23 protein-coding genes are annotated in these 21,418 nt (G+C 65.2%); 17 read left to right on the top strand and 6 right to left on the bottom strand.

Annotated elements, in window-relative coordinates; all coding sequences use genetic code 11:
* Together ACO2Q4_RS07930 and ACO2Q4_RS07925 are read left to right on the top strand one after the other, a co-directional pair.
* Entirely contained in the window at positions 1-504 is a 504-nt protein-coding gene (locus ACO2Q4_RS07930) for a PaaI family thioesterase (RefSeq protein ID WP_311758604.1), read from the top strand.
* Entirely contained in the window at positions 497-1,810 is a 1,314-nt protein-coding gene (locus tag ACO2Q4_RS07925) for an MATE family efflux transporter (protein ID WP_311758605.1), read from the top strand. The genes ACO2Q4_RS07930 and ACO2Q4_RS07925 overlap by 8 nt, the downstream gene beginning before the upstream one ends.
* Positions 1,811-1,866: 56 nt before the next feature.
* Here ACO2Q4_RS07925 and ACO2Q4_RS07920 read toward each other — a convergent pair whose 3' ends face one another.
* Positions 1,867-2,181, bottom strand: coding sequence for a DUF1476 domain-containing protein (locus ACO2Q4_RS07920; protein WP_311758606.1), 315 nt, complete (start codon positions 2,179-2,181; stop codon positions 1,867-1,869).
* A gap of 149 nt (positions 2,182-2,330) precedes the next feature.
* On the opposite strand from ACO2Q4_RS07920, the gene purC reads away from it, so the two are divergent.
* The 9 genes from purC to rnr all read left to right on the top strand — a co-directional run bounded on the left by purC (position 2,331) and on the right by rnr (position 12,624).
* The gene (gene purC / locus ACO2Q4_RS07915; RefSeq protein ID WP_311758607.1) at positions 2,331-3,095 is read left to right on the top strand and encodes a phosphoribosylaminoimidazolesuccinocarboxamide synthase; all 765 of its coding nucleotides are present in this window, start codon (positions 2,331-2,333) and stop codon (positions 3,093-3,095) included.
* 11 nt (positions 3,096-3,106) lie between these two features.
* Complete coding sequence (gene purS / locus ACO2Q4_RS07910; RefSeq protein WP_423318488.1) at positions 3,107-3,346, top strand: phosphoribosylformylglycinamidine synthase subunit PurS; 240 nt, start codon at positions 3,107-3,109, stop codon at positions 3,344-3,346.
* 82 nt (positions 3,347-3,428) lie between these two features.
* Positions 3,429-4,301 (top strand): LysR family transcriptional regulator, encoded by an 873-nt coding sequence (locus ACO2Q4_RS07905; RefSeq protein ID WP_423318486.1) that lies wholly within the window; start codon positions 3,429-3,431, stop codon positions 4,299-4,301.
* Positions 4,302-4,382: 81 nt separating this feature from the next.
* Positions 4,383-4,862 carry a formate dehydrogenase subunit gamma gene (locus ACO2Q4_RS07900; RefSeq protein WP_311758610.1) on the top strand — a complete coding sequence of 160 codons (480 nt, stop codon included), beginning with the start codon at positions 4,383-4,385 and terminating at the stop codon, positions 4,860-4,862.
* Positions 4,859-6,394 carry a formate dehydrogenase beta subunit gene (locus tag ACO2Q4_RS07895; RefSeq protein ID WP_395132823.1) on the top strand — a complete coding sequence of 512 codons (1,536 nt, stop codon included), beginning with the start codon at positions 4,859-4,861 and terminating at the stop codon, positions 6,392-6,394. Before ACO2Q4_RS07900 ends, ACO2Q4_RS07895 begins: the two co-directional genes overlap by 4 nt.
* Entirely contained in the window at positions 6,391-9,270 is a 2,880-nt protein-coding gene (fdhF, locus tag ACO2Q4_RS07890; protein ID WP_423318484.1) for a formate dehydrogenase subunit alpha, read from the top strand. The genes ACO2Q4_RS07895 and fdhF overlap by 4 nt, the downstream gene beginning before the upstream one ends.
* 7 nt (positions 9,271-9,277) lie before the next feature.
* Positions 9,278-10,081, top strand: a complete 804-nt coding sequence (fdhD, locus tag ACO2Q4_RS07885) for a formate dehydrogenase accessory sulfurtransferase FdhD (protein WP_423318482.1) — start codon at positions 9,278-9,280, stop codon at positions 10,079-10,081.
* A 6-nt stretch (positions 10,082-10,087) separates the two neighbouring features.
* A complete protein-coding gene (locus ACO2Q4_RS07880; protein WP_311758614.1) occupies positions 10,088-10,315 on the top strand; it encodes a formate dehydrogenase subunit delta in 228 nt (75 codons plus the stop codon).
* A 44-nt stretch (positions 10,316-10,359) separates the two neighbouring features.
* On the top strand, positions 10,360-12,624 hold the full coding sequence (gene rnr / locus ACO2Q4_RS07875; RefSeq protein WP_423318480.1) for a ribonuclease R: 2,265 nt from the start codon (positions 10,360-10,362) through the stop codon (positions 12,622-12,624).
* 110 nt (positions 12,625-12,734) lie between these two features.
* On the opposite strand, the gene ACO2Q4_RS07870 is transcribed toward rnr, so the two are convergent.
* Positions 12,735-14,333, bottom strand: coding sequence for a phosphoenolpyruvate carboxykinase (locus ACO2Q4_RS07870; RefSeq protein WP_311758616.1), 1,599 nt, complete (start codon positions 14,331-14,333; stop codon positions 12,735-12,737).
* A 213-nt stretch (positions 14,334-14,546) separates the two neighbouring features.
* On the opposite strand from ACO2Q4_RS07870, the gene ACO2Q4_RS07865 reads away from it, so the two are divergent.
* From ACO2Q4_RS07865 to ACO2Q4_RS07840, 6 genes are all read left to right on the top strand, one after another.
* Positions 14,547-14,987 carry an HPr kinase/phosphorylase gene (locus tag ACO2Q4_RS07865; protein ID WP_423318478.1) on the top strand — a complete coding sequence of 147 codons (441 nt, stop codon included), beginning with the start codon at positions 14,547-14,549 and terminating at the stop codon, positions 14,985-14,987.
* 64 nt (positions 14,988-15,051) lie between these two features.
* The gene (gene rapZ, locus ACO2Q4_RS07860; protein ID WP_423318476.1) at positions 15,052-15,993 is read left to right on the top strand and encodes an RNase adapter RapZ; all 942 of its coding nucleotides are present in this window, start codon (positions 15,052-15,054) and stop codon (positions 15,991-15,993) included.
* Positions 15,994-16,025: 32 nt separating this feature from the next.
* Entirely contained in the window at positions 16,026-16,451 is a 426-nt protein-coding gene (locus tag ACO2Q4_RS07855; RefSeq protein WP_311758619.1) for a PTS sugar transporter subunit IIA, read from the top strand.
* On the top strand, positions 16,448-16,738 hold the full coding sequence (locus ACO2Q4_RS07850) for an HPr family phosphocarrier protein (RefSeq protein WP_311758620.1): 291 nt from the start codon (positions 16,448-16,450) through the stop codon (positions 16,736-16,738). Before ACO2Q4_RS07855 ends, ACO2Q4_RS07850 begins: the two co-directional genes overlap by 4 nt.
* A gap of 9 nt (positions 16,739-16,747) precedes the next feature.
* Positions 16,748-17,356: a TetR/AcrR family transcriptional regulator gene (locus tag ACO2Q4_RS07845; RefSeq protein WP_423318473.1), complete on the top strand. Its 609-nt coding sequence runs from the start codon at positions 16,748-16,750 to the stop codon at positions 17,354-17,356.
* A gap of 83 nt (positions 17,357-17,439) precedes the next feature.
* Positions 17,440-17,868 carry a DUF2852 domain-containing protein gene (locus ACO2Q4_RS07840; protein WP_423318472.1) on the top strand — a complete coding sequence of 143 codons (429 nt, stop codon included), beginning with the start codon at positions 17,440-17,442 and terminating at the stop codon, positions 17,866-17,868.
* Positions 17,869-17,905: 37 nt separating this feature from the next.
* On the opposite strand, the gene ACO2Q4_RS07835 is transcribed toward ACO2Q4_RS07840, so the two are convergent.
* The 4 genes from ACO2Q4_RS07835 to dapE are packed head-to-tail and all read right to left on the bottom strand — an operon-like array spanning position 17,906 to position 21,413.
* Positions 17,906-19,285, bottom strand: a complete 1,380-nt coding sequence (locus tag ACO2Q4_RS07835) for a glutamate--cysteine ligase (RefSeq protein ID WP_423318470.1) — start codon at positions 19,283-19,285, stop codon at positions 17,906-17,908.
* Between the two features lie 50 nt (positions 19,286-19,335).
* On the bottom strand, positions 19,336-19,851 hold the full coding sequence (locus tag ACO2Q4_RS07830; RefSeq protein WP_423318468.1) for a hypothetical protein: 516 nt from the start codon (positions 19,849-19,851) through the stop codon (positions 19,336-19,338).
* Positions 19,852-20,268 (bottom strand): GNAT family N-acetyltransferase, encoded by a 417-nt coding sequence (locus tag ACO2Q4_RS07825; protein ID WP_395132837.1) that lies wholly within the window; start codon positions 20,266-20,268, stop codon positions 19,852-19,854. It abuts the gene before it with no gap.
* Entirely contained in the window at positions 20,265-21,413 is a 1,149-nt protein-coding gene (gene dapE, locus ACO2Q4_RS07820; RefSeq protein WP_395132839.1) for a succinyl-diaminopimelate desuccinylase, read from the bottom strand. The genes ACO2Q4_RS07825 and dapE overlap by 4 nt, the downstream gene beginning before the upstream one ends.
* Between the last annotated feature and the right edge of the window lie 5 nt (positions 21,414-21,418).

Here is a 21,418-nt window from a genome sequence, read left to right as displayed (position 1 = left end):
ATGGCCGACCGCAACGAACCCCTTGCCGCGATCAAGTCCCGCCGGAACACGACGCTGAACGCGCTGGTCGCGGGTGTGCCCTATATCCGGTGGCTGGGCATCCAGTTCGACCGGCGCGGGGACGAACTGACCGCGATCCTGCCCTTTGACGAAAAGCTGATCGGCAACCCGATGCTGCCCGCCATCCACGGCGGCGTCACCGCCGCCTTCCTTGAGGTCGCGGCCATCGTCGAGCTGACCTGGAGCGCGATCTGGCAGGACATGGAAGAGGGGCGGATCGCCCCGGACGCAGCAGTGCCCGACAGCCTGCCGCGCCTGCCCAAGACCATCGACTTCACCGTCGACTACCTGCGTTCTGGCCTGCCGCGCGATGCCTATGCCCGCGCGCGGGTCGTTCGTTCGGGGCGGCGCTATGCAAGCGTCCATGTCGAGGCGTGGCAGGACCAGAGAACGCGGCTTTTCGCGCAGGCGACCGGGCATTTCCTGATGCCGCAGAATGGCTGAAGCCGGGGCCGCGGCGACGCTGACCCATCGCCGCGTCCTGGCCATCGCCCTGCCGATCGTGCTGTCGAATGCGACCATCCCGCTGCTGGGCGCGGTCGATACCGGCGTGATCGGACGCCTGGGTGAGGCCGCGCCGATCGGGGCGGTGGGGCTTGGCTCGGTCATCCTGACCTCGATCTACTGGATTTTCGGGTTCCTGCGCATGGGCACCTCGGGATTGGTCGCGCAGGCGCGCGGCGCCGGAGACGAGGCCGAGACGGGGGCGCATCTGCTGCGGGCGCTGGTCATTGCCGCTGTGGCGGGGCTTTCGCTGATCCTGCTGCAATCCTTGCTGCTGACGGGGGCCTTTGCGCTGGCCCCGGCCTCGGCCGAGGTCGAGGAGATGGCACGGCGCTATCTTTCCATCCGAATCTGGGGTGCGCCCGCGACCATCGGGCTTTACGCGCTGACCGGCTGGCTGATCGCGCTGGAGCGGACGCGGCTGGTGCTTGTGCTGCAGCTGGTGATGAACGGGCTGAACGTCCTTCTGGACGTGGGTTTCGTGCTTGGCCTTGGCTGGGGCGTGGGCGGCGTCGCGCTGGCGACGCTGATCGCGGAATGGTCGGGCCTGCTGCTGGCGCTGTGGTTCGCGCGCGACGGACTGCGCGCGGGCCTGCGCCGCGCGCTTTTCGCGGGGGGTGCGATGCGGCGGCTGTGGCGGGTCAACAGCGACATCCTGGTCCGCTCGGTCCTGCTGCAGGGGTCGTTCACCTGTTTCATGTTCATCACGGCGGGGCAGGGGGATACGGTTCTGGCCGCAAACCAGGTGCTGCTGCAGTTCCTGTCCTTTGTCGCCTATGCGCTGGACGGCTTCGCCTTTGCCGCCGAATCGCTGGTGGGTCAGGCAGTCGGCGCGCGCCGGCCCGACCGGCTGCGCCGCGCAGCCCTGATCAGTTCGCAATGGGGTGTCGGCGGGGCATTTGCGCTGGCGCTGGTCTTTGCGCTGGGCGGAACCGCGATCATCGACCTTTTGACCACCGCCCCCGATGTCCGGGCCGAGGCGCGGCACTACCTGCCCTGGCTGGTCGCCGCCCCGCTGGTCGGCGTCGCCTCGTGGATGCTGGACGGGATCTTCATCGGCGCGACCCGCACGCGCGAGATGCGCAATGCCATGGTCGTCGCGGTGGGCGTCTATGCCGTGCTTCTGTTGATCCTGCCGCGGTTCATGGGCAACCACGGACTGTGGGCGGCGTTGACGGCGCTGAACGCGCTGCGGGGCCTGACGATGTGGCGCCTGTATCCAAGGGTCGCGGCCGCCGCCGCCTGAAAGCCGAAACGCCCCGCAAGGCAGGGCGTTCGTCGTCAAGTCCAATGGGTTGGGGCTCAGTTCTCGTTCAGGATCTGCTCGCGCGCGGTCATCCTCAACTGGACCATCTTGGTGCGGATCTCGGCCTCGTCCATCTTGCCGGCCAGATCGGCCGCGATCTTGCGAAAGACGTCCTCGTCCCCCGGCTCGTCGAAATCCGACGACACGACCGTCAGCGCATAGGAGCGCGCGTCGTCGCCCGTCTTGCCCAGAAGCGCTGCCGCCCATTCGCCCAGCAAGCGGTTCCGCCGCGCCTCGGCCTTGAAGTTCAGCTCGGCATCGCGGGCAAACTTTGCCTCGTAAGAGCGCTCGCGTTCGTCGAAAGTGGTCATGACGGCCTCCTCCCTCGTGTCGGTCTGACACGCCATAATGGTATGCTTGCAGGGGGGGCACATCGCAAGCTCGTATTGCCCCTGACCCTGTTTCTGGCCTATAGCCGCATGAAGAATACCACTTACCTTGCGGACGGGAGACGCGCAGCATGGCACCAAGGCGCAAGAAAATCTACGAAGGCAAGGCGAAGATCCTTTACGAAGGCACCGAGCCGGGCACCCTGATCCAGTATTTCAAGGACGATGCCACCGCCTTCAACGCCCAGAAGAAGGCCACGATCGAGGGCAAGGGCGTCCTGAACAACCGGCTGTCCGAATACTTCATGACCGGCCTGACCAATATCGGCGTCCCGAACCATTTCATCCGCCGCATCAACATGCGCGAGCAGCTGATCCGCCAGGTCGAGATCATTCCGCTGGAAGTGATCGTGCGCAACTTTGCCGCCGGTTCGATTGCCAAGCGTCTTGGCATGGAAGAGGGCACGCCGCTTCCCCGCCCGATCGTCGAGTACAGCTTCAAGAATGACGAGCTGGGCGATCCCTTCGTTTCGGAAGAATATGTCATCGCCTTCGGCTGGGCCTCGCAGCAGGATCTGGACGACATCGTCAGCCTTGCGCTGCGGGTGAACGACTTCCTGTCGGGGGTCTTCTTCGGCGTTGGCATCAAGCTGATCGACTTCAAGATCGAGATCGGCCGGATCTGGGATGGCGATTTCATGCGTCTTGTCGTCGCCGACGAGATCAGCCCCGACAGCTGCCGCCTGTGGGACGTCAAGACCGGCCAGAAGCTGGACAAGGACGTGTTCCGCCGCGATCTCGGCAGCCTGACCGACGCCTATACCGAGGTGGCGCGCCGGCTGGGCCTGATGCCCGCCAACACCACCAGCCTGTCCAAGCCGACCCTGATCAACTGAAAGGCCCTGCCATGAAAGCCCGTGTCACCATCATGCTGAAGGATGGGGTTCTGGACCCGCAGGGCGAGGCGATCCGCCATGCTCTTGGCGGACTTGGCTTTTCGGGCGTCGATGGCGTCCGTCAGGGCAAGGTGATCGAACTGGACCTGGCCTCGGCCGATGCCGATGCCGCCAAGGCCGAAGTCGCCCGCATGTGCGAGGGTCTGCTGGCCAATACCGTGATCGAGAAATACGCCGTCGAGATCGTCTGAAACGCCGGACCGGGGCTCTGCCCCGGACCCCGGGGTATTTCGGAAACGGTGAGAGTGGGCGCGGCCGGGGAGGGCGCGACTTGTGATCGACAAGCTGTCGATGTTCATGGTCCTTGCCCGCGAGAAGCATTTCGGCCGCGCGGCCGAAGTGCTGGGCATCACCCAGCCCACCCTGTCATCCGCGATCCGTGCGCTTGAGGAGCAGCTGGGCGTCCAGCTCGTCCGGCGCGGTTCCCGCTTTCAGGGACTGACGCCCGAGGGCGAGCGCGTCCTCGGCTGGGCGCGACGCATCGTCGGCGATGCCCGCGCCCTGCAGGCCGAGATGCAGGCCAGTCGCAAGGGCGTGACCGGGTTGCTGCGGCTGGGCGTGATCCCCACCGCAATGCCCCGCATCGCCGAGCTGACCGGACCTTTCCTGCGCCGCCATCCCGAGGCGCGGGTGTCGATCCTGTCGCGGTCCTCGGACGAGATTCGCGAGCAGATCGAGGCGCTGGAGCTGGATGCCGGCGTCACCTATCTGGACAGCGAGCCGCTGGGCCGGGTGCAGAGTCTGCCTTTGTATCGCGAGACCTATTGCCTGATCTCGCGCGATGTCTCGCAAGGCCCGGTGGACTGGGCCGAGGCGGCCGAACGTCCGCTGTGCCTGCTGACCCCCGACATGCAGAACCGCCGCATCGTCACCCGCCACCTGGTCGAGGCGGGATCGGACGCTTTGCCGCGGGTGGAATCGACGTCGATGCTGGCGATCCTGTCGCATGTGGCGACCGGTGACTGGGCGGCGATCCTGCCGCGCAGTCTGGCCCGTGGCCTGCCCTTGCCCGAAGGCGTGGGCGCGCGCGATCTGGTCGGCGAGGGGCATATGGTCGGCCTTGTCACCGCGCGGCGCGAACCGCACCCGCCCTTGGTCGAGGCCCTGTTGAGATCGGCGGATATGATAGAAAAGTCCAATCAATAGACGGGACTTTGATATTGTTATGACTATTGAGCGGCCCTAATCTTGGTGTAGACAGGAATAGAGCCCGGACCCGACCCAGCCATGACTAATCCAGCGATTTCCGCTGATTTCCGCGAACGTCTCGACGCGATCATCAATCTTCACAAGGATCGCGAAGGGCCGTTGCTGCCGATCCTGCATGATATCCAACATGAATGGGGCTTTGTTCCCGAGGAATCCGAACCGGTCATCGCCCAGGCATTGGGGATGACGCGGGCCGAGGTGCATGGCGTCGTCAGCTTCTATCACGATTTCCGCGATCACCCCTCGGGGCGGCATGTGCTGCGCTTGTGCCGGGCGGAAGCCTGTCAGTCGATGGGTGCCGATGCGCTGGCCGATCAGGTCCGCGCGGCGCTGGGGATCGATTTCCACGAGACGACGCCGGATGGCCGGCTGACGCTGGAACCGGTCTTCTGCCTTGGGCTTTGCGCCTGTGCGCCGTCAGCGCAGATGGGCGACAAGCTGGTCGGACGGGCCAATCTTGCCAAGGTGCAGCGGCTGGTGACGGAGGCGGGTGCATGAGGGTCTGGGTTCCGCTTGACGCCGCCGCGAAGGCACTGGGTGCGGATGACGTGGCAGCCGCACTTGCACGGGAATTGCCGGGGACGACGATCACCCGCAATGGCACGCGCGGCATGATCTGGCTTGAGCCGCTGGTTGAGATCGAACGGGATGGCGTGCGCCTGGGCTTTGGTCCGGTCGACCCCGATGACGTGCCGGGCCTGGTCGAGGCGATCCGCATTGGCGCGGCGCATCCGCTGGCGCTGGGACCGGTCGAGGAATTGCCCTGGATGAAGGCGCAGTCGCGGCTGACCTTTGCCCGTGTCGGTGTGATCGACCCCCTGTCGCTGACCGAGTATGAGGCGAATGGTGGTCTGGCCGGCTTGCGGCGCGCCATCGATATCGGCCCCTCCGCCGTGGTCGAGGATCTGATCCAGTCTGGCCTGCGCGGCCGGGGTGGCGCGGGTTTCCCGACCGGGATCAAGTGGAAGACTGTCGCTGGCGCGAAGGCTTCGCAGAAATACATCGTCTGCAACGCGGATGAAGGCGATAGTGGCAGCTTTGCCGACCGCATGCTGATGGAGGGCGATCCCCTGACCCTGATCGAGGGCATGGCGATCGCAGGTATCGCCGTGGGTGCGACCCAGGGCTATGTCTATTGCCGCAGCGAATATCCTGACGCGATCCGCGTGACCGAGGCGGCGATTGCGCTTGCGCGACGGGGCGGTGTCCTGGGCGAGTCTGTCCTTGGGTCGGAATATGCGTTCGACATGGAGGTTCGCGTCGGGGCGGGCGCTTATGTCTGTGGCGAGGAAACGAGCCTGCTGAACAGCCTGGAAGGCAAGCGCGGCACGGTGCGGGCAAAGCCCCCGATCCCCGCGCTTGAAGGTTTCCTTGGCCGGCCGACGGTGGTGAACAACCTGGTTTCGCTGGCGACGGTGCCCTGGATCCTGGCCAATGGTGGCGAGGAATACGCCAAGCTTGGCATCGGGCGGTCCAAGGGGACGATTCCGATCCAGATCTCGGGCAATGTCCGTCACGGCGGCCTTTTCGAGGCGGCCTTCGGCATGACGCTGGCCGAGATCATCGAGGAGGTCGGCGGCGGCACTGCCAGCGGTCGCCCGGTCAAGGCCGCGCAGGTGGGCGGGCCGCTGGGGGCCTATATCCCCGCGAAGGATTTCGACGTGCCTTTCGGCTATGAGGAACTGGCGGGCCGTGACGGGCTGCTGGGCCATGCCGGGATCACCGTCTTCGACGACACCGCCGACATGCTGAAACTTGCGCGTTTTGCGATGGAGTTCTGCGCGGTCGAAAGCTGCGGGAAATGCACGCCATGCCGCATCGGATCGGTCCGTGGGGTCGAGACGATCGACCGGATCGCCGCGGGCGACAGTGACGGGGTCGAGATCCTGAAGGACCTGTGCAACACGATGAAATGGGGTTCGCTTTGCGCGCTGGGGGGCTTTGCGCCATTCCCCGTCATGTCCGCGCTGACCCATTTCCCAGACGAATTCAGCGGGCGCAACGAACCCCGCAAGGAGGCCGCAGAATGAAAGACTTCATCATTCCCGACCGTGATTATGGCACTCCGGCCGCAAAGTCGGATGTGACCGTCAACCTGACCGTCGACGGGATCGCCGTGGCGGTGCCCTATGGCACCAGCGTGATGCGCGCCGCGGCCGTCGCCGGGATCACGGTGCCGAAGCTTTGCGCGACCGATCACGTCAGCGCCTTCGGCTCGTGCCGGCTGTGCGTCGTCCAGATCGACGGGATGCGCGGCACCCCCGCGTCCTGCACGACCCCGGTCGCCGAGGGGATGGTCGTCCATACCCAGACCGAGGATGTCGCGAAGATCCGCAAGGGCGTGATGGAGCTGTATATCAGCGACCACCCGCTGGACTGTCTGACCTGCGCGGCCAATGGCGATTGCGAACTGCAGGACATGGCGGGGGCCGTCGGCCTGCGCGAGGTCCGCTATGAACCCGGCGCGAACCACTTCGCCCGTCGCGATGCCGAGGGGCCAAACCCCGAATACCGGCCCAAGGACGAGTCGAACCCCTATTTCACCTTCGACCCGGCCAAATGCATCGTCTGTTCGCGCTGCGTCCGCGCCTGCGAGGAAGTGCAGGGCACCTTTGCCCTGACGATCGAAGGGCGGGGCTTTGACAGCCGCGTTTCGGCCGGGATGGGGTCGGACAGCTTCCTCAGCTCGGATTGTGTCAGCTGCGGGGCCTGCGTGCAGGTCTGCCCGACCGCGACCCTGATCGAGAACAAGGTGATCGAGATCGGCACGCCCGAGCATGTCGTGAAGACCACCTGCGCCTATTGCGGCGTCGGCTGTTCCTTCGACGCGCATATGCGCGGCGAAGAGGTCGTGCGCATGGTTCCCAGCAAGGATGGCAAGGCGAACCGCGGCCATAGCTGCGTCAAGGGGCGCTTCGCCTGGGGCTATGCCACGCACCAGGACCGCAAGCTGGAACCGATGGTGCGCGCGAAGATCACCGATCCCTGGCGCGTCGTCTCGTGGCAGGAGGCGCTGGACTTCGCGTCCGAGCGCCTGCACCGGGCGCAGGCTGACCACGGCCGGGATTCGATCGGCGTCATCACCTCGTCCCGCTGCACGAACGAAGAGACCTATCTGGTCCAGAAACTGGCCCGCGCGGTCTTTGGCACGAACAACACCGATACTTGCGCGCGCGTCTGCCATTCGCCGACCGGCTATGGGCTGGGCGCGACCTTCGGCACCTCGGCGGGGACGCATGACTTCGATTCGGTCGAGGATACCGACCTGGCGCTGGTCATCGGCGCGAACCCGACCGACGGGCATCCGGTCTTTGCCTCGCGCCTGCGCAAGCGGCTGCGGCAGGGGGCGGGGCTGATCGTCCTTGACCCGCGCGAGATCGACCTGCTCAAGACCCCGCATATGGGAATGGGCATGCACTTGCCGCTGCGCCCGGGCACAAACGTCGCCGTCATCACCTCGATCGCGCATGTGATCGTGGCCGAGAAGCTGTATGACGAGGCTTTCATCCGCGAACGCTGCGACTGGGATGAATTCCTGGCCTATTCCGAATTCCTTCTGGATCCGCGCCACTCGCCCGAGGAAGTCGAGAAGCTCAGCAAGGTCCCGGCCGAAAAGATCCGCGCCGCTGCCCGTGCCTATGCCGCCGCACCGCGCGCCAGCATCTTCTATGGCCTGGGCGTGACCGAGCATTCGCAAGGCTCGACCACCGTGATGGCCATCGCGAACCTTGCCATGCTGACCGGCAATATCGGCCAGCCGGGCACCGGGGTGAACCCGCTGCGCGGCCAGAACAACGTCCAGGGTTCCTGCGACATGGGCAGTTTCCCGCACGAATATCCGGGCTATCGCCATGTCTCGGACCCGGCCGCGCGCGAAATCTATGAACGCGCCTGGGGGGTCGAGCTGTCGCCCGAGCCGGGTCTGCGCATCCCGAACATGTTCGACGAGGCCTTGGCCGGTCGCTTCCGCGGCCTTTACTGCCAGGGCGAGGATATCGTTCAGTCCGACCCGGATACCAAGCACGTCACCTCGGCCTTGTCGGCCATGGACATCGTCATTGTGCAGGACCTGTTCCTGAACGAGACCTCGAACTATGCCCATGTCTTCCTGCCGGGTTCTTCCTTCCTGGAAAAAGACGGCACCTTCACCAATGCCGAACGCCGCATCAACATGGTGCGCCGCGCGATGACGCCGAAGAACGGGCATGAGGATTGGGAGATCACCCAGATGCTGGCCAATGCGATGGGCGCGCATTGGACCTATACCCACCCGCGCGAGATCATGGCCGAGATCGCGATGACGACCCCCAGCTTTGCCGGCGTCAGCTATGATCTTCTGGACCGCGAAGGTTCGGTGCAATGGCCCTGCAACGACAGCGCACCGCTGGGCACGCCGTTGATGCATGTCGACGGCTTCGTGCGCGGCAAGGGTCGCTTCATCCATACGGAATATGTCGCGACCGAGGAACGGACCGGCGCGCGCTTCCCCTTGCTGCTGACGACCGGACGGATCCTGTCGCAGTACAACGTCGGCGCGCAGACCCGCCGCACCGACAACCTGGTCTGGCACGGAGAGGATATTCTTGAGATCCACCCCTCGGATGCCGAGAACCGGGGCGTGCGGGACGGGGACTGGGTGCGGGTGGCGTCCCGTTCGGGCGAAACCACGCTGCGGGCGCTGTTGACCGAACGGGTTGCGCCGGGCGTGGTCTATACCACCTTCCATCACCCGACGACTCAGGCCAATGTGGTGACCACAGACAATTCCGACTGGGCCACCAACTGTCCCGAGTTCAAGGTGACCGCGGTGCAGGTCAGCCCCTCGAACGGTCCGTCGGATTGGCAACAGGAGTATCGAAACCATTCCGAACGCGCCCGCCGCATCCTGCCCGAAGCCGCCGAGTGACGCGCGCATGAAGGATCTTGTCCCGCGCGCGGTGCGCTGGGAAAAGGGCGGCTGGCAGCAGGAACCGCCCGGTCCCAGCCCCGAGGAATGCCCGGTGGCGATCGTCATCGACGGTGTGTCGCAGGCCGTGCTGATGTCGACCCCCGCCGACCTGCAGGACTTCGCCATGGGCTTTGCCCTGACCGAAGGGCTGATCGCCTTATTGGCCGACGTGACCGGGTTCGAGGAAGAGCCAGTCCATGTCGGCGGCCATCCCGCGCTTGAAGCGCGGCTTTGGCTGCGGCCGGGGCTGGCCGCGGGCCTGGCCAAACGGCGGCGCAGCACCGTCGGCCCGGTCGGCTGCGGCCTTTGCGGCGTCGACAGCATCGAGGCTGCCCTGCCTGCGGTCGTGCCCGTCACCTCGGACTGGACCATGCCACCCGAGGCGGTGGGCCGCGCGATTTCTGCGCTGGCTGCGGGACAGGTTCTGCGCCGCGCCACGCCCGCGATTCACGGTGCGGGCTTCTGGGATGGCAGCCGGATCACCGTGCGCGAGGATGTCGGACGCCACAATGCGCTGGACAAGCTGGCCGGGGCGCTGGCCCGGCAGGGCCGCGATGCGGGGCAGGGCGCCATCGTCATGTCCTCGCGCCTGTCGGTGGATCTGGTGCAGAAAGCTGCCCGGATCGGCGCGCCCGTGCTGATCGGTGCCAGCGCGCCCACGGCTCTGGCTCTGACCTGGGCCGAGGAAGCCGGCATCACCCTGATCGCCCGCGCGCGCGGCGACAGTTTCGAACTTTATACCCATCCCCGGCGCATCGCCGGAAGCTGAGGCAAGATGTCCCATAGCAACGATGACAAGCTGATCCGCATGGCCACCCAGATGGCCCAGTTCTTCGAAAGCCAGCCCGGCGGCGGCGCGGCCGAGGCCGTGGCCGCGCATATCAACGCCTTCTGGACCCCGCGGATGCGGCAGGATTTCGTCCAGCATCTGGATGGCGGCGCGACTGCCGGCCCGGTTGTCCGCGACGCTGCGCGCTTCGTGCGGCTGCCCGACGCCGCCTGATTTTGCCCCTGCCGCCCGGACAGGGCGCGTGCTAGCCTGCGGGCATGGCACAGCTACCTTCCCGACAAGAGATTCTCGACTGGGTGCACGCGCACCCGGACGCCACTGCGAAACGCGACATCGCCAAGGCCTTCGGCATCAAGGGCGCCGCCCGGATCGAGCTGAAGCGCCTGTTGAAGGAGCTTGAGGCCGAGGGCCTGCTGGAGCGTCGCCGCCGCCATTATCACGATGCCGAGCGTCTGCCGCCGGTCACCGTCATCCAGCTTCTACCGCCCGACAAGGACGGCGACATTTTCGCAAAGCCGATGGAATGGCAGGGCGACGGCCCGATGCCGCGCATCCTATACGCGGCGCTGAAATCCGATCCGGCGACCGCCCCGGGCGAGCGTATCCTGGCCCGCCTGATCGAGGTGCAGGGCGAAGACCACCAGTATCAGGCCCGCCTGATCCGCCGCATCGGCACGACGCAGCACCGGCTTGTCGGCATCTTCCGCCGCAATTCGGCCAGTCCAGAGGCTGGCGGGCGCATCTTGCCCATCGACAAGGGCCAGGACAAGGAATGGCAGGTCCCGCCGCATGAGATTCACGGCGCCCAGAATGGCGAGTTGGTCGAGGCTGAGCAGATCGGTCCGCGCGGTCGCATGGGCCTGCCCGTCGCGCGCATCCTGGAACGCCTGGGCGATCCCTCGGCCCCGCGTGCGGTCAGCCTGATCGCGATCCATCAGCACGGCATCCCCGATGACTTCCCCGACGAAGTCATTGCCGAGGCCGATGCCGCCAAGCCCGCGACCATGAAAGGTCGCGAGGATCTGCGCCACCTGCCGCTGGTCACAATCGACCCTTCGGATGCACGCGACCATGACGATGCCGTCGCGGCCGAGATCCGCGAGGATGGCGGGGCCGATATCTGGGTCGCCATCGCCGATGTGGCGCATTACGTCCGCCCGAACTCGGCACTTGACCGCGAGGCGCGAAAGCGCGGCAACTCGACCTATTTCCCCGACCGCGTCGTGCCGATGCTTCCGGACATCCTGTCGGGCGACCTGTGTTCGCTGCATGAAGGGGTGGATCGCCCCGTCATCGCGGTCAGGATGCGGCTTGACGCGCAGGGCAACAAGGTCAGCCACAGCTTCCATCGCGGCATGATGCATTCCGCCGCCAGCCTCAGCTATGAACAGGCGCAGGCGGCGGCGGACGGGAACCCGGACGATGCCACGGCTCCGCTTCTGGACAGCGTCATCCGGCCGCTCTGGCATGCCTATGCGCTGCTCAAGGCCGCGCGGGACCGTCGCCAGCCGCTGGAACTGGATCTGCCCGAACGCAAGATCATCCTGACCCCGGACGGGCGGGTGAAGTCGGTGAATTTCCGCGAACGCTTCGACGCCCACCGGCTGATCGAGGAATTCATGGTCCTGGCCAATGTCGCCGCCGCCGAGGAACTCGAACGCCTGCGCCGGCCGCTGCTGTATCGCGTGCACGAGGAGCCCTCGGCGGAAAAGCTGGATGCGCTGCGCGAGGTCGCCGAGGCGTCGGGGTTCACGCTGGCCAAGGGGCAGGTGTTGCAGACGCGCCACCTGAACCGGCTGCTGGAACAGGCCGAGGGGTCCGATTTCGACGAGCTGATCAACATGACCGCGCTGCGCTCCATGCAGCAGGCCTATTACCACCCCGAGAATTATGGCCATTTCGGGTTGGCGCTGCGCTCCTATGCGCATTTCACCTCACCCATCCGGCGCTATTCGGACCTGATCGTCCACCGTGCGCTGATCCTCGGCCATAAATGGGGCGACGACGGCCTGTCAGCCTGGGATATCGAAAATCTCAGCGAGACGGCGAAGCAGATCTCTGACAGCGAGCGTCGCTCGATGGCGGCGGAACGCGATACGACCGACCGTTACCTTGCCGCTTATCTTGCCGACCGCGTGGGGGCCGAGTTCACCGGGCGCGTCAGCGGGGTGCAAAAGTTCGGCGCCTTCATCCGTCTGGATGAAACCGGTGCCGACGGCCTTCTGCCCATCCGCGAGATCGGACGGGAATATTTCCACTATGACCCCGAGGCTCAGATCCTGATGGGATCGGAAACCGGGCTGGAAATCGGCATCGGTCAGCGCGTCACCGTGCGTCTTTCGGAAGCCGTGCCCACGACTGGCGGCCTGATGCTGGAATTGCTTGAGGTCGAGGGGCGGCCGCTGCCCCAAGGGGGCGCTGGTCGCGGTGGCAAGGGGCCGCAACGGCGCCGCGCCACGCAATCGCGCCTGTCCGAGGTCAAGCGCGCGCAGAAACGTCGCCGCATCCGCCGCGAACGCTAGGCCTGCGCAGCCTGAAATGAAGAAAGGCGGGGCCGATGGCACCCGCCTTTTTCACTGTTTCGAAAATACCCCGGGGGTGCGGGGGCCGCGCCCCCGCTGGTCCGGAAAGATCAGCCGATCGCTGCGGCGCGGACGTCGGCGTCAATCTTGTCGGCATACTGGGCGAAATTGTCGCTGAACATCCCGACCAGTTTCTTCGCCTGCGCGTCATAGGCCGAGGTATCGGCCCAGGTCTGGCGCGGGTCCAGCAGCTTGTCCTCGACACCGGGGACCGAAACCGGAACCTCGAAGCCGAAATTCGGATCCTTGCGGAACTCGACCTTGTTCAGCGATCCGTCCAGCGCCGCGGTCAGCAGCGCGCGGGTCGCCTTGATCGGCATGCGCTTGCCGGTGCCGAAGGCGCCGCCGGTCCAACCGGTGTTCACCAGCCAGCAATTCGCGCCGGTCGCGTTGATCTTGTCCTGCAGCAGCTTGCCATAGACTTCCGGGCGGCGCGGCATGAAGGGTGCGCCGAAGCAGGTCGAGAAGGTCGGGGTCGGCTCGACGACGCCCACCTCGGTTCCCGGCGTCTTCGAGGTGAAGCCCGACAGGAAGTGGTACATGGCCTGTGCCGGCGTCAGACGCGCGATCGGCGGCAGGACGCCATAAGCGTCGCAGGTCAGCATGATCACGTTCTTCGGCATGCCGCCCAGCGAGGTCTCGGACGCGTTCGAGATCTGGTCCAGCGGATAGGCGCAGCGCATGTTGTCGGTGATCGAGTTGTCCTCGAAATCCAGCTCCAGCGTGTCGGGATCGAAGACCATGTTCTCGATCACGGTGCCGAAGTTGAAGCAGGTCGCATAGATTTCCGGCTCGGCCTCGGCAGACAGGTTGATGGTCTTGGCGTAGCAGCCACCTTCGAAGTTGAAGATGCCGTGATCCGACCAGCCATGTTCGTCATCGCCGATCAGCGTGCGCGAGGGATCGGCCGACAGCGTGGTCTTGCCGGTGCCCGACAGGCCGAAGAAGATCGCCGCGTCATCCGGGTTGCCGATCGCGTGGTTTGCCGAGCAGTGCATCGGCATCACGCCTTTTTCCGGCAGGATATAGTTCAGCAGCGTGAAGACCGACTTCTTGTTCTCGCCCGCATAGGCGGTGTTGCCGATCAGGATCAGCTTCTTGTCGAAGTTCAGCGCGATCACGGTTTCCGAACGGCAGCCGTGACGGGCCGGGTCGGCCTTGAAGGTCGGGCAGTTGATGATGGTGAATTCCGGCGCGAAGCTGGCCAGCTCGGCCGCCTCGGGGCGGCGCAGCAGGTGACGGATGAACAGGCTGTGCCAGGCCATCTCGGTCACAAGGCGCACGTCAAGGCGCAGCGCGGGATCGGCGCCGCCGAACAGGTCCTGAACGTAGTAGTCCTTGCCCTTCATGTGCGCGAGCATGTCGGCATGAAGGCGGTCGAAGGCCTCGGGATCCATGGGCTTGTTGTTTTCCCACCAGATCGAATTCTCGACCGAGGGGGTGCGCACGACGAACTTGTCCTTGGGCGAACGCCCGGTATGGGCGCCGGTCGACACAAGGAACGTGCCGCCCAGACCCAGCTTGCCTTCACCGCGCGCGACGGCGGCCTCGATCAGGGCAGGCTCCAGCAGGTTGTAATAGACATTGCCAAGCCCCGTGATCCCTTGATCTTCGAGACGGCAATTCGGATTTACGCGCGGGTCGGACATGTCCTGAAAGCTCCTGATGATCGACGGGCCGGCAGGACCGGCCGTTGCCCCGTGCTATAGCATGGCAATCGCGTGACGAAACCGGGCATGGGAGCGGGTTTAGCGCAACCAGCGAGTGTTCGCGCCAACATTCGTCTACACTTGGGGTTAAGGCAGGGCGTCAAGTCGCCGTCCTGCGGGGTTTTTCACCTGACCGGAGAAATAGTTTCAACTATGACCGACAGTGACGCCGTGATCCTTCATGCCTCGTCCGTGGAAGTCTCGGGTCGGGGCCTGCTGATTCTCGGCGCATCGGGTTCGGGCAAGTCCAGCCTTGCGCTGTCTCTGATGGCACTGGGGGGCGTGCTGGTCGCCGATGACCGGACGCGGGTCTGCCTTCAGCAGGGGCGACTGATCGCGGATTGCCCCGAGGCGATCCGCGGCCGGATCGAGGCGCGGGGCGTCGGCATCCTTGCCGCCGACTATGCCGGTGCGGTTGAACTGACCCTGGCGGTGGACATGGACCGGGCCGAGCCCGAACGCCTGCCGCCCCGTCGTCACCTTGCCGTGCTTGGGGTCGACCTGCCCCTTGTCCTTGGGCAGGGGCGTGGTCATCTTGCATCTGTCCTGCGACAATATCTTGTGGCCGGGCGCGCGGATCGCGACGAGGCTTGACCCCGACGCATATGTGCCGCCCCCTTGAGGGAAGCCGCTTTTCACGAAGCACGCGAAGATTGTCATGAACCAGACCGCGAAACCCGAAGAACAGACCCAGCGCGTCGTTCTTGTCACCGGACCCTCCGGGGCAGGGCGGTCGACGGCCATCGATGTTCTTGAGGATCTTGGCTATGAGGCCATCGACAACCTGCCGCTATCGCTGGTCCCGCGTCTTCTGGACGGGCCCGCGCGCGGTGTGCCGCTGGCGCTGGGGCTGGATGTCCGCAACCGCGACTTCTCTGCCGCGAACGTGATCGAACTTATCGATCGGCTGACCCGGCTTCCCGATTATGAACCCGAGGTGCTGTTCCTTGACTGCTCGACCGAGCAGCTTTTGCGACGGTTCAATGAAACCCGGCGCCGCCATCCCCTGCGCAGCGAAGGCGCGCCGCTGGACGCCATCATGGCGGAACGCGACATGCTGGCCGCCGTACGCTCGCGCGCGGATGTTCTGGTCGATACGTCGGAGCTGTCACCGCACGATCTGAAGGCGGAACTGGCGCGCTGGTTCGATGTCGATCCGGGGCGCCGGCTGACCGTGTCGGTCCAATCCTTTTCCTATAAACGCGGGGTTCCGCGCGGCGTCGACATGATGTTCGATTGCCGCTTTCTGTCGAACCCACATTGGGAGCCGGGATTGAGACCGCTGGATGGGCGCGATCCGGCGGTTCAGGCCTATGTGACGGCCGATCCCCGATTCGCGGAATTCTTCGAAAAGGTGCGCGATCTTGTACTTTTCGCGCTCCCTGCCCATCTAGATGAAGGTAAGGCGCACCTGGTAATCGGTTTCGGGTGCACCGGAGGGCAACATCGTTCCGTCACATTGGCCGAAAAAATGGCAGACGCGCTTGCGAAAGCTGGCTGGCAGGTGTCAATTAGACATAGGGAACTTGAACGCCGTGAGAAGGCGCCGGCACCTGCGGAAGATGGTCTGACACCAGACCATCACGCGGTCTCGGCGTAGCTTTGACGGCAGACCTTGCGTGGTGGGGTAATTTGATCGGAATTGTCATCGTGGCGCACGGAGGGCTCGCTCGGGAATATCTCTCGGCGGTCGAGCATGTCGTGGGGCCGCAGTCGGGAATTCGTGCCGTGACGATCGAGGAGAATCACGATCGCGGCGAAAAGCAGGCGGAAATCTGCGCCGCTGCCGACTCGGTTGATACCGGGGACGGGGTGGTCGTCGTGACCGACCTTTTCGGGGGCTCGCCTTCGAACCTGTCGCTGATGGCCTGTCACCGACGAAATCGGTCCATTCTATATGGCGCGAACCTGCCGATGCTGGTCAAGCTCGCCAAGTCCCGCAAACTTCCGGTCGCGGATGCCGTGACCCTCGCCAAGGATGCCGGGCGGAAATACATCAACAGCTACGATGTTCTGCCCGCCGACATCATCCCCGTCCCCAACCGCGCCGCCTCATGAACGAGATGAGCAACGGGGCCGTGACCCGCGATCTGAAAATCGTTAACGAAAAGGGCCTGCACGCGCGGGCCAGCGCGAAATTCGTCGAAACGGTCGAGAAATTCGATGCCCAGGCCACCGTCGAAAAAGACGGGATGAGCGTTTCGGGCGACTCGATCATGGGCCTGCTGATGCTGACCGCGCCGCGTGGCAGCACGATCCGCGTGACCACCCGAGGGGTGCAGGCCGGTGAACTGGCAGAAGCCCTCAGCGCGCTTGTCGGAGATTATTTCGGCGAAGGCATGTAGGGCCAGAACGTGGCCCGCGAATCCTATCACCACGGAAACCTGCGTCAGGCATTGGTCGAAGCGACCGTGCGCCTGATCGAGGAAAAGGGTCCTCAGGGCTTTACCCTGGCCGAGGCGGCGCGACTGGTCGGTGTCAGTGCCGCTGCGCCCTATCGCCATTTCACCGGCCGTGACGAACTGGTCGAGGAAATTGCCCGTCAGGGTTTCGAAGATTTTGCCGACCGGCTTGGGGCCGCGCTGGCCTCGGGTCGGACGCCGCTGGGCGCGTTCCTGGCGATGGGGCAGGCCTATCTGTCCTTTGCCGCCGAAAGGCGCGGCTATTACATCGCGATGTTCGAATCCGGGATCTCGATTGCCGGCAATTCCGGCCTGACCCAGGCGGCCGAGCGAGCACGGGGCACGCTGCTGCGCGCAGCCGAGGATCTGTTCCAGAACGTCCCCGCCGACCGGCGCCCCCCGGCCGGGATGGCCGCAGATCACATCTGGGCATTGAGCCACGGCGTTGTCGAACTGTTCAGCCGCGGCAAGCCGGGTGGACGCTCTCCCATCTCTCCCTCGGACATGCTGGAAAGCGGTACGCTGATCTATCTGCGCGGACTGGGCGTCATCACATCCTGATTTTTTCGCTGACCCTATTGAAGCGTGACTTTTGGTCTCCATTTATGTAAATGTGATTAACATTCACATCGAAAGGGACGCCAATGAACAGCTATATCGCCCCGCGACCGTCGGTGTTGGACCGGATCGGATCGGCACTTGCCGGAATCCGGGACTGGCTGGACGAACGCGGCAAGGGGGCCTGGATCGTCGCCATGATCCTGGGCTTCGTTTTCTTCTGGCCCGTGGGCCTTGCCATCCTTGGCTATATGATCTGGAGCAAACGCATGTTTTCCTGCCGTCACCGCCATGACCACCACGCGCGCCATGACCGTTTCGCAAGCCGTGGATATTCCGCGCCGACCGGCAACGCCGCCTTCGATGCCTATCGCGATGAAACGCTGAAGCGGCTTGAGGACGAGCACCGCGAATTCCTGGACTTCCTGCAGAAGCTGCGCGAGGCCAAGGACAAGGCCGAGTTCGACCAGTTCATGCAGGGTCGCAAGGACGAGCCCCGCGAATTGCAGTCGTGATGCGAAAAGGGGCCGGGAAATTCCCGGCCCCCTTTGGTCAATAGGAGTAGTCGGCGTAGATCCGGCTCAGATCTCCGTCCCATTCTCCGTGATACTTCTCCAGCAATTCGTCGGCCGGCACCTTGCCGCTGTCGACGCTTTCGCGCAGGGCGTTCAGGAAATGGGTCTCGTCCGGGATCAGACCGCCGGCACCGGGACGGGCACGCGTCTTCAGGCCGTATTCGGCGATGTCCAGCACCTCGCGCGCGATGTCGCGCAGGTGAAGCCCCTCGAACTCGCCCTGAAGCCCTTGGCGCGCGGCCGCGACGCGCAAGCCGTCGCGCTGCTCGGCGCTCCACCCACGGCACAGGTCCCATGCGGCGTCCAGCGCGCCCTGGTCATATATCAGGCCGACCCACAGCGCGGGCAGGGCGCAAAGCCGCCGCCACGGACCACCATCGGCACCGCGCATCTCGATGAACTTTTTCACGCGGGCTTCGGGGAAGACGGTGGTCAGGTGGTCCGCCCAGTCTGACAGTGTCGGAATCTCGCCCGGCAGGGCGGGCAGCTTGCCCTTCATGAAGTCGCGGAAGCTTTGCCCAAGCGCGTTGATGTATTTCCCGTCGCGGTAGACGAAGTACATCGGCACATCCAGGACATAGTCGACCCAGGCCTCGTACCCCATGCCGCTTTCAAAGGCGAAGGGCAGCAGGCCGGTGCGTGCGTCGTCAAGGTTCTGCCAGATATGAGCGCGCCAGCTTTTCATCCCGTTCGGCTTGCCGTCAAGGAAGGGCGAATTGGCGAAAAGGGCGGTTGCGATGGGCTGCAGGGCCAAGGCCACGCGCAGCTTCTGCACCATGTCCGCTTCGCTTGCGAAGTCCAGGTTCACCTGCACCGTGCAGGTGCGATACATCATCTGCGTGCCCAGCGTGCCGACCCGGCCCATATAGTCGGTCATCAGCCGATAGCGGCCCTTCGGCATCATCGGCATCTGGTCCTGCGTCCAGATCGGGGCAGCGCCAAGGCCGATGAAGCCCGCGCCCAGATCATCGGCCACGGACTTCACTTCGGCCAGATGACCGTTCACCTCGTCGCAGGTCTGGTGGATGGTTTCGACCGGTGCGCCAGACAGTTCCAGCTGGCCGCCGGGTTCAAGGCTGACATTGGCGCCGTCCCGCTCCAGCCCGATGATGTTCTCGCCCTCGCGCACCGGGGTCCAGCCGAAACGGTCGCCGATGCCTTCCAGCATGGCCTTGACCGTGGGTGTCCCCTGCGGCCCGTCATAGGGAAGGGGCTTCAGGTCGGAATGGCGATAACCGAATTTCTCGTGCTCGGTCCCGATGCGCCAGCTGTCCTTGGGTTTCTCGCCCGACGAGATGTACTCTGCCAGTTGCTCGGGACGCTCGATCGGGCCGCCGCCCTGCTGTGGAATGGACATCGGTGGCCTTTCAGATTGCCTTGAACGCCACAGGTGACAATCTGCGCGCGTCAAGTCAAGCGCGTGTGGCCTTGCCTGCGCCAAAGGGTCTGAATGGCAGGCCCTTCGGTCGCCAGCGCGGCCGAGACGCGCCCCAGGTCAAAGTCGGGCAACGCGGCAAAGGCGCTGGCCAGAAGCTCGGTACCGCTGGCGTCGACGGGGATCAGAAGCGCTTGTCCGTCAAGACTTTTCAACCGCCAGTAAAGCCGCCCGTTCAGCCGCATCAGCCGGATTTCGGACAGGTCGCGCAATGCGATTTCTCCGCCCAGCAACCGGTCGGGCGAAAGATAGCGGATCGCGCCCTCGTCCAGCTCGACAAGACCGGGCGCGGTGGCGTGGCTTCTGAAGCGCATCCGCCGCCGGGCATCCAACGCCCAGACGGCGGAAACCGTCCCGATCAGCGTGCCGATCGGGCCATAGATCCAGCCGCCCCGCGAGATTACCCAGATCCCGAACGCCGTCACAACAAGCGCCGAAAGGGTTTCGGTCCAGGGACGCAGCTTTTCGGCAAGCTCGGGGCGGATCAATCACAACTCCCGCGACATGTCGCGGTGGGGGATGCCCGCGTCGTCATATTCCGGCCCGAAGGCGGTGAAGCCCAGCTTCTCGTAAAAGCCGATCGCATGGGTCTGCGCGCCAAGCTTGGCGCGGGTGACGCCGGGCTGGGTGCGCAGCTGGTCCAGCGCGGCGCGGATCAGGGCGGCGCCCATGCCCGTGCCACGCGCCGACCGCAGCACCGCCACGCGACCGATCTTGCCCGTCTCGCCGACCAGCAGGATGCGCGCGGTGCCGATGGCGCGGCCCTGATCGTCGCGCGCCAGCAGATGGATCGCCTCGCCGTCGCGGCCGTCCCATTCCTCGGCCTCGGGAACCGATTGCTCGATCACGAAGACCTCGTGCCGGATGGCGCGGCAGGTATCGATATCCTCGGTCCGTTCGATCATGCGAAGTAACGCTCCAGAATGCGGCGATAGATGCGGGAAAGCTGCCGGACCTGTTCGGCCGGGACGCGCTCGTTCACCTGATGCATGAAATGGCCGACAAGGCCGAATTCAAGGACCGGGCAGTGATCCTTGACGAAACGCGCGTCCGAAGTCCCGCCCGAGGTCGACAGTGCCGGATCAAGCCCGGTTTCGTCGCGCACGACATCGCGGACCATCTCGACGAAGGGGCCGGGGCGGGTCAGGAAGCTTTCACCCGACACCTGCGTTTCGATGTTGAATTCGACCCCGGTCTCGGCCTCGATCCCGGCGGCACGGTCGCGGATCATCCGGTCCAGCGTGTGCGAGGTATGCGCGTCGTTGAAGCGGATGTTGATCCGAGCGCTGGCGCGTTCGGGGATCACGTTCGAAGCCGGGTTGCCGCAATCGACGGTCGTGACCTGCAGGCCCGAAGGGTCGAAATGCTCGGTCCCGTGGTCCAGCGGTTCGGCAGCCAGTTCGTTCAGCAACCGCACCAGCGCGTGGATCGGGTTGCGCGCGCGGTGCGGATAGGCCGAATGGCCCTGAACCCCGCGCGCCACGATGTCGAGGGTCATCGAGCCGCGGCGTCCGATCTTGATCATCTCTCCCATGCGGTCGGGGTTCGACGGCTCGCCGACGATGCACACGTCCATGCGTTCGTCATGCTCGCGCATCCAGTCCAGCAGGGCGCGGGTGCCGTCAAGGCTGACGCCTTCTTCGTCCCCGGTGATGGTCAGCACGATCGCGCCGTCGGGGCGGCATTCGCGCACGAAGCCGATGGCGGCGGCGACAAAGGCCGCGACGCCGGACTTCATGTCGGTCGCGCCCCGGCCCCAGATCCAGCCATTTTCCTGATGGCCCGAGAAGGGCGGGTGGGTCCAGCTGGACAGCTCGCCCGGCGGCACGACATCGGTATGTCCGTTGAAGCCGAAGCTGCGCGCCGCGCCCTTGGCGCCCCAGCGGGCGAACAGGTTCGGCGTGCCGTTGCGGTCCGCGCGGTGGCATTCGAAGCCCGCGGCGGTCAGTTCCTGGGACAGCAGGTCCAGCGCGCCGCCCTCTGCCGGCGTCACCGAGGGGCATCGGATCAGGCGGGCAGTCAGGTCGGCGGGATCCGGGGTTGCGGTCATGTGGT

The sequence above is a fragment of the Paracoccus sp. KR1-242 genome (assembly GCF_049446195.1).
GTDB lineage: Bacteria > Pseudomonadota > Alphaproteobacteria > Rhodobacterales > Rhodobacteraceae > Paracoccus > Paracoccus broussonetiae.
This window is presented reverse-complemented; position numbering and strand designations above follow the sequence as displayed.

What these genes read in the sequence shown, in the direction of transcription:
- rapZ (WP_423318476.1), top strand. Translation starts at nt 15,052, where the DNA reads ATGAACCAGACCGCGAAACCCGAAGAACAGACCCAGCGCGTCGTTCTT.
- ACO2Q4_RS07835 (WP_423318470.1), bottom strand. Translation starts at nt 19,285, where the DNA reads ATGTCCATTCCACAGCAGGGCGGCGGCCCGATCGAGCGTCCCGAGCAA.
- ACO2Q4_RS07840 (WP_423318472.1), top strand. Translation starts at nt 17,440, where the DNA reads ATGAACAGCTATATCGCCCCGCGACCGTCGGTGTTGGACCGGATCGGA.
- ACO2Q4_RS07925 (WP_311758605.1), top strand. Translation starts at nt 497, where the DNA reads ATGGCTGAAGCCGGGGCCGCGGCGACGCTGACCCATCGCCGCGTCCTG.
- ACO2Q4_RS07870 (WP_311758616.1), bottom strand. Translation starts at nt 14,333, where the DNA reads ATGTCCGACCCGCGCGTAAATCCGAATTGCCGTCTCGAAGATCAAGGG.
- ACO2Q4_RS07895 (WP_395132823.1), top strand. Translation starts at nt 4,859, where the DNA reads ATGAGGGTCTGGGTTCCGCTTGACGCCGCCGCGAAGGCACTGGGTGCG.
- purS (WP_423318488.1), top strand. Translation starts at nt 3,107, where the DNA reads ATGAAAGCCCGTGTCACCATCATGCTGAAGGATGGGGTTCTGGACCCG.
- ACO2Q4_RS07850 (WP_311758620.1), top strand. Translation starts at nt 16,448, where the DNA reads ATGAACGAGATGAGCAACGGGGCCGTGACCCGCGATCTGAAAATCGTT.
- ACO2Q4_RS07920 (WP_311758606.1), bottom strand. Translation starts at nt 2,181, where the DNA reads ATGACCACTTTCGACGAACGCGAGCGCTCTTACGAGGCAAAGTTTGCC.
- purC (WP_311758607.1), top strand. Translation starts at nt 2,331, where the DNA reads ATGGCACCAAGGCGCAAGAAAATCTACGAAGGCAAGGCGAAGATCCTT.
- ACO2Q4_RS07865 (WP_423318478.1), top strand. Translation starts at nt 14,547, where the DNA reads ATGACCGACAGTGACGCCGTGATCCTTCATGCCTCGTCCGTGGAAGTC.
- fdhF (WP_423318484.1), top strand. Translation starts at nt 6,391, where the DNA reads ATGAAAGACTTCATCATTCCCGACCGTGATTATGGCACTCCGGCCGCA.
- ACO2Q4_RS07900 (WP_311758610.1), top strand. Translation starts at nt 4,383, where the DNA reads ATGACTAATCCAGCGATTTCCGCTGATTTCCGCGAACGTCTCGACGCG.
- fdhD (WP_423318482.1), top strand. Translation starts at nt 9,278, where the DNA reads ATGAAGGATCTTGTCCCGCGCGCGGTGCGCTGGGAAAAGGGCGGCTGG.
- ACO2Q4_RS07825 (WP_395132837.1), bottom strand. Translation starts at nt 20,268, where the DNA reads ATGATCGAACGGACCGAGGATATCGATACCTGCCGCGCCATCCGGCAC.
- ACO2Q4_RS07880 (WP_311758614.1), top strand. Translation starts at nt 10,088, where the DNA reads ATGTCCCATAGCAACGATGACAAGCTGATCCGCATGGCCACCCAGATG.
- dapE (WP_395132839.1), bottom strand. Translation starts at nt 21,413, where the DNA reads ATGACCGCAACCCCGGATCCCGCCGACCTGACTGCCCGCCTGATCCGA.
- rnr (WP_423318480.1), top strand. Translation starts at nt 10,360, where the DNA reads ATGGCACAGCTACCTTCCCGACAAGAGATTCTCGACTGGGTGCACGCG.
- ACO2Q4_RS07930 (WP_311758604.1), top strand. Translation starts at nt 1, where the DNA reads ATGGCCGACCGCAACGAACCCCTTGCCGCGATCAAGTCCCGCCGGAAC.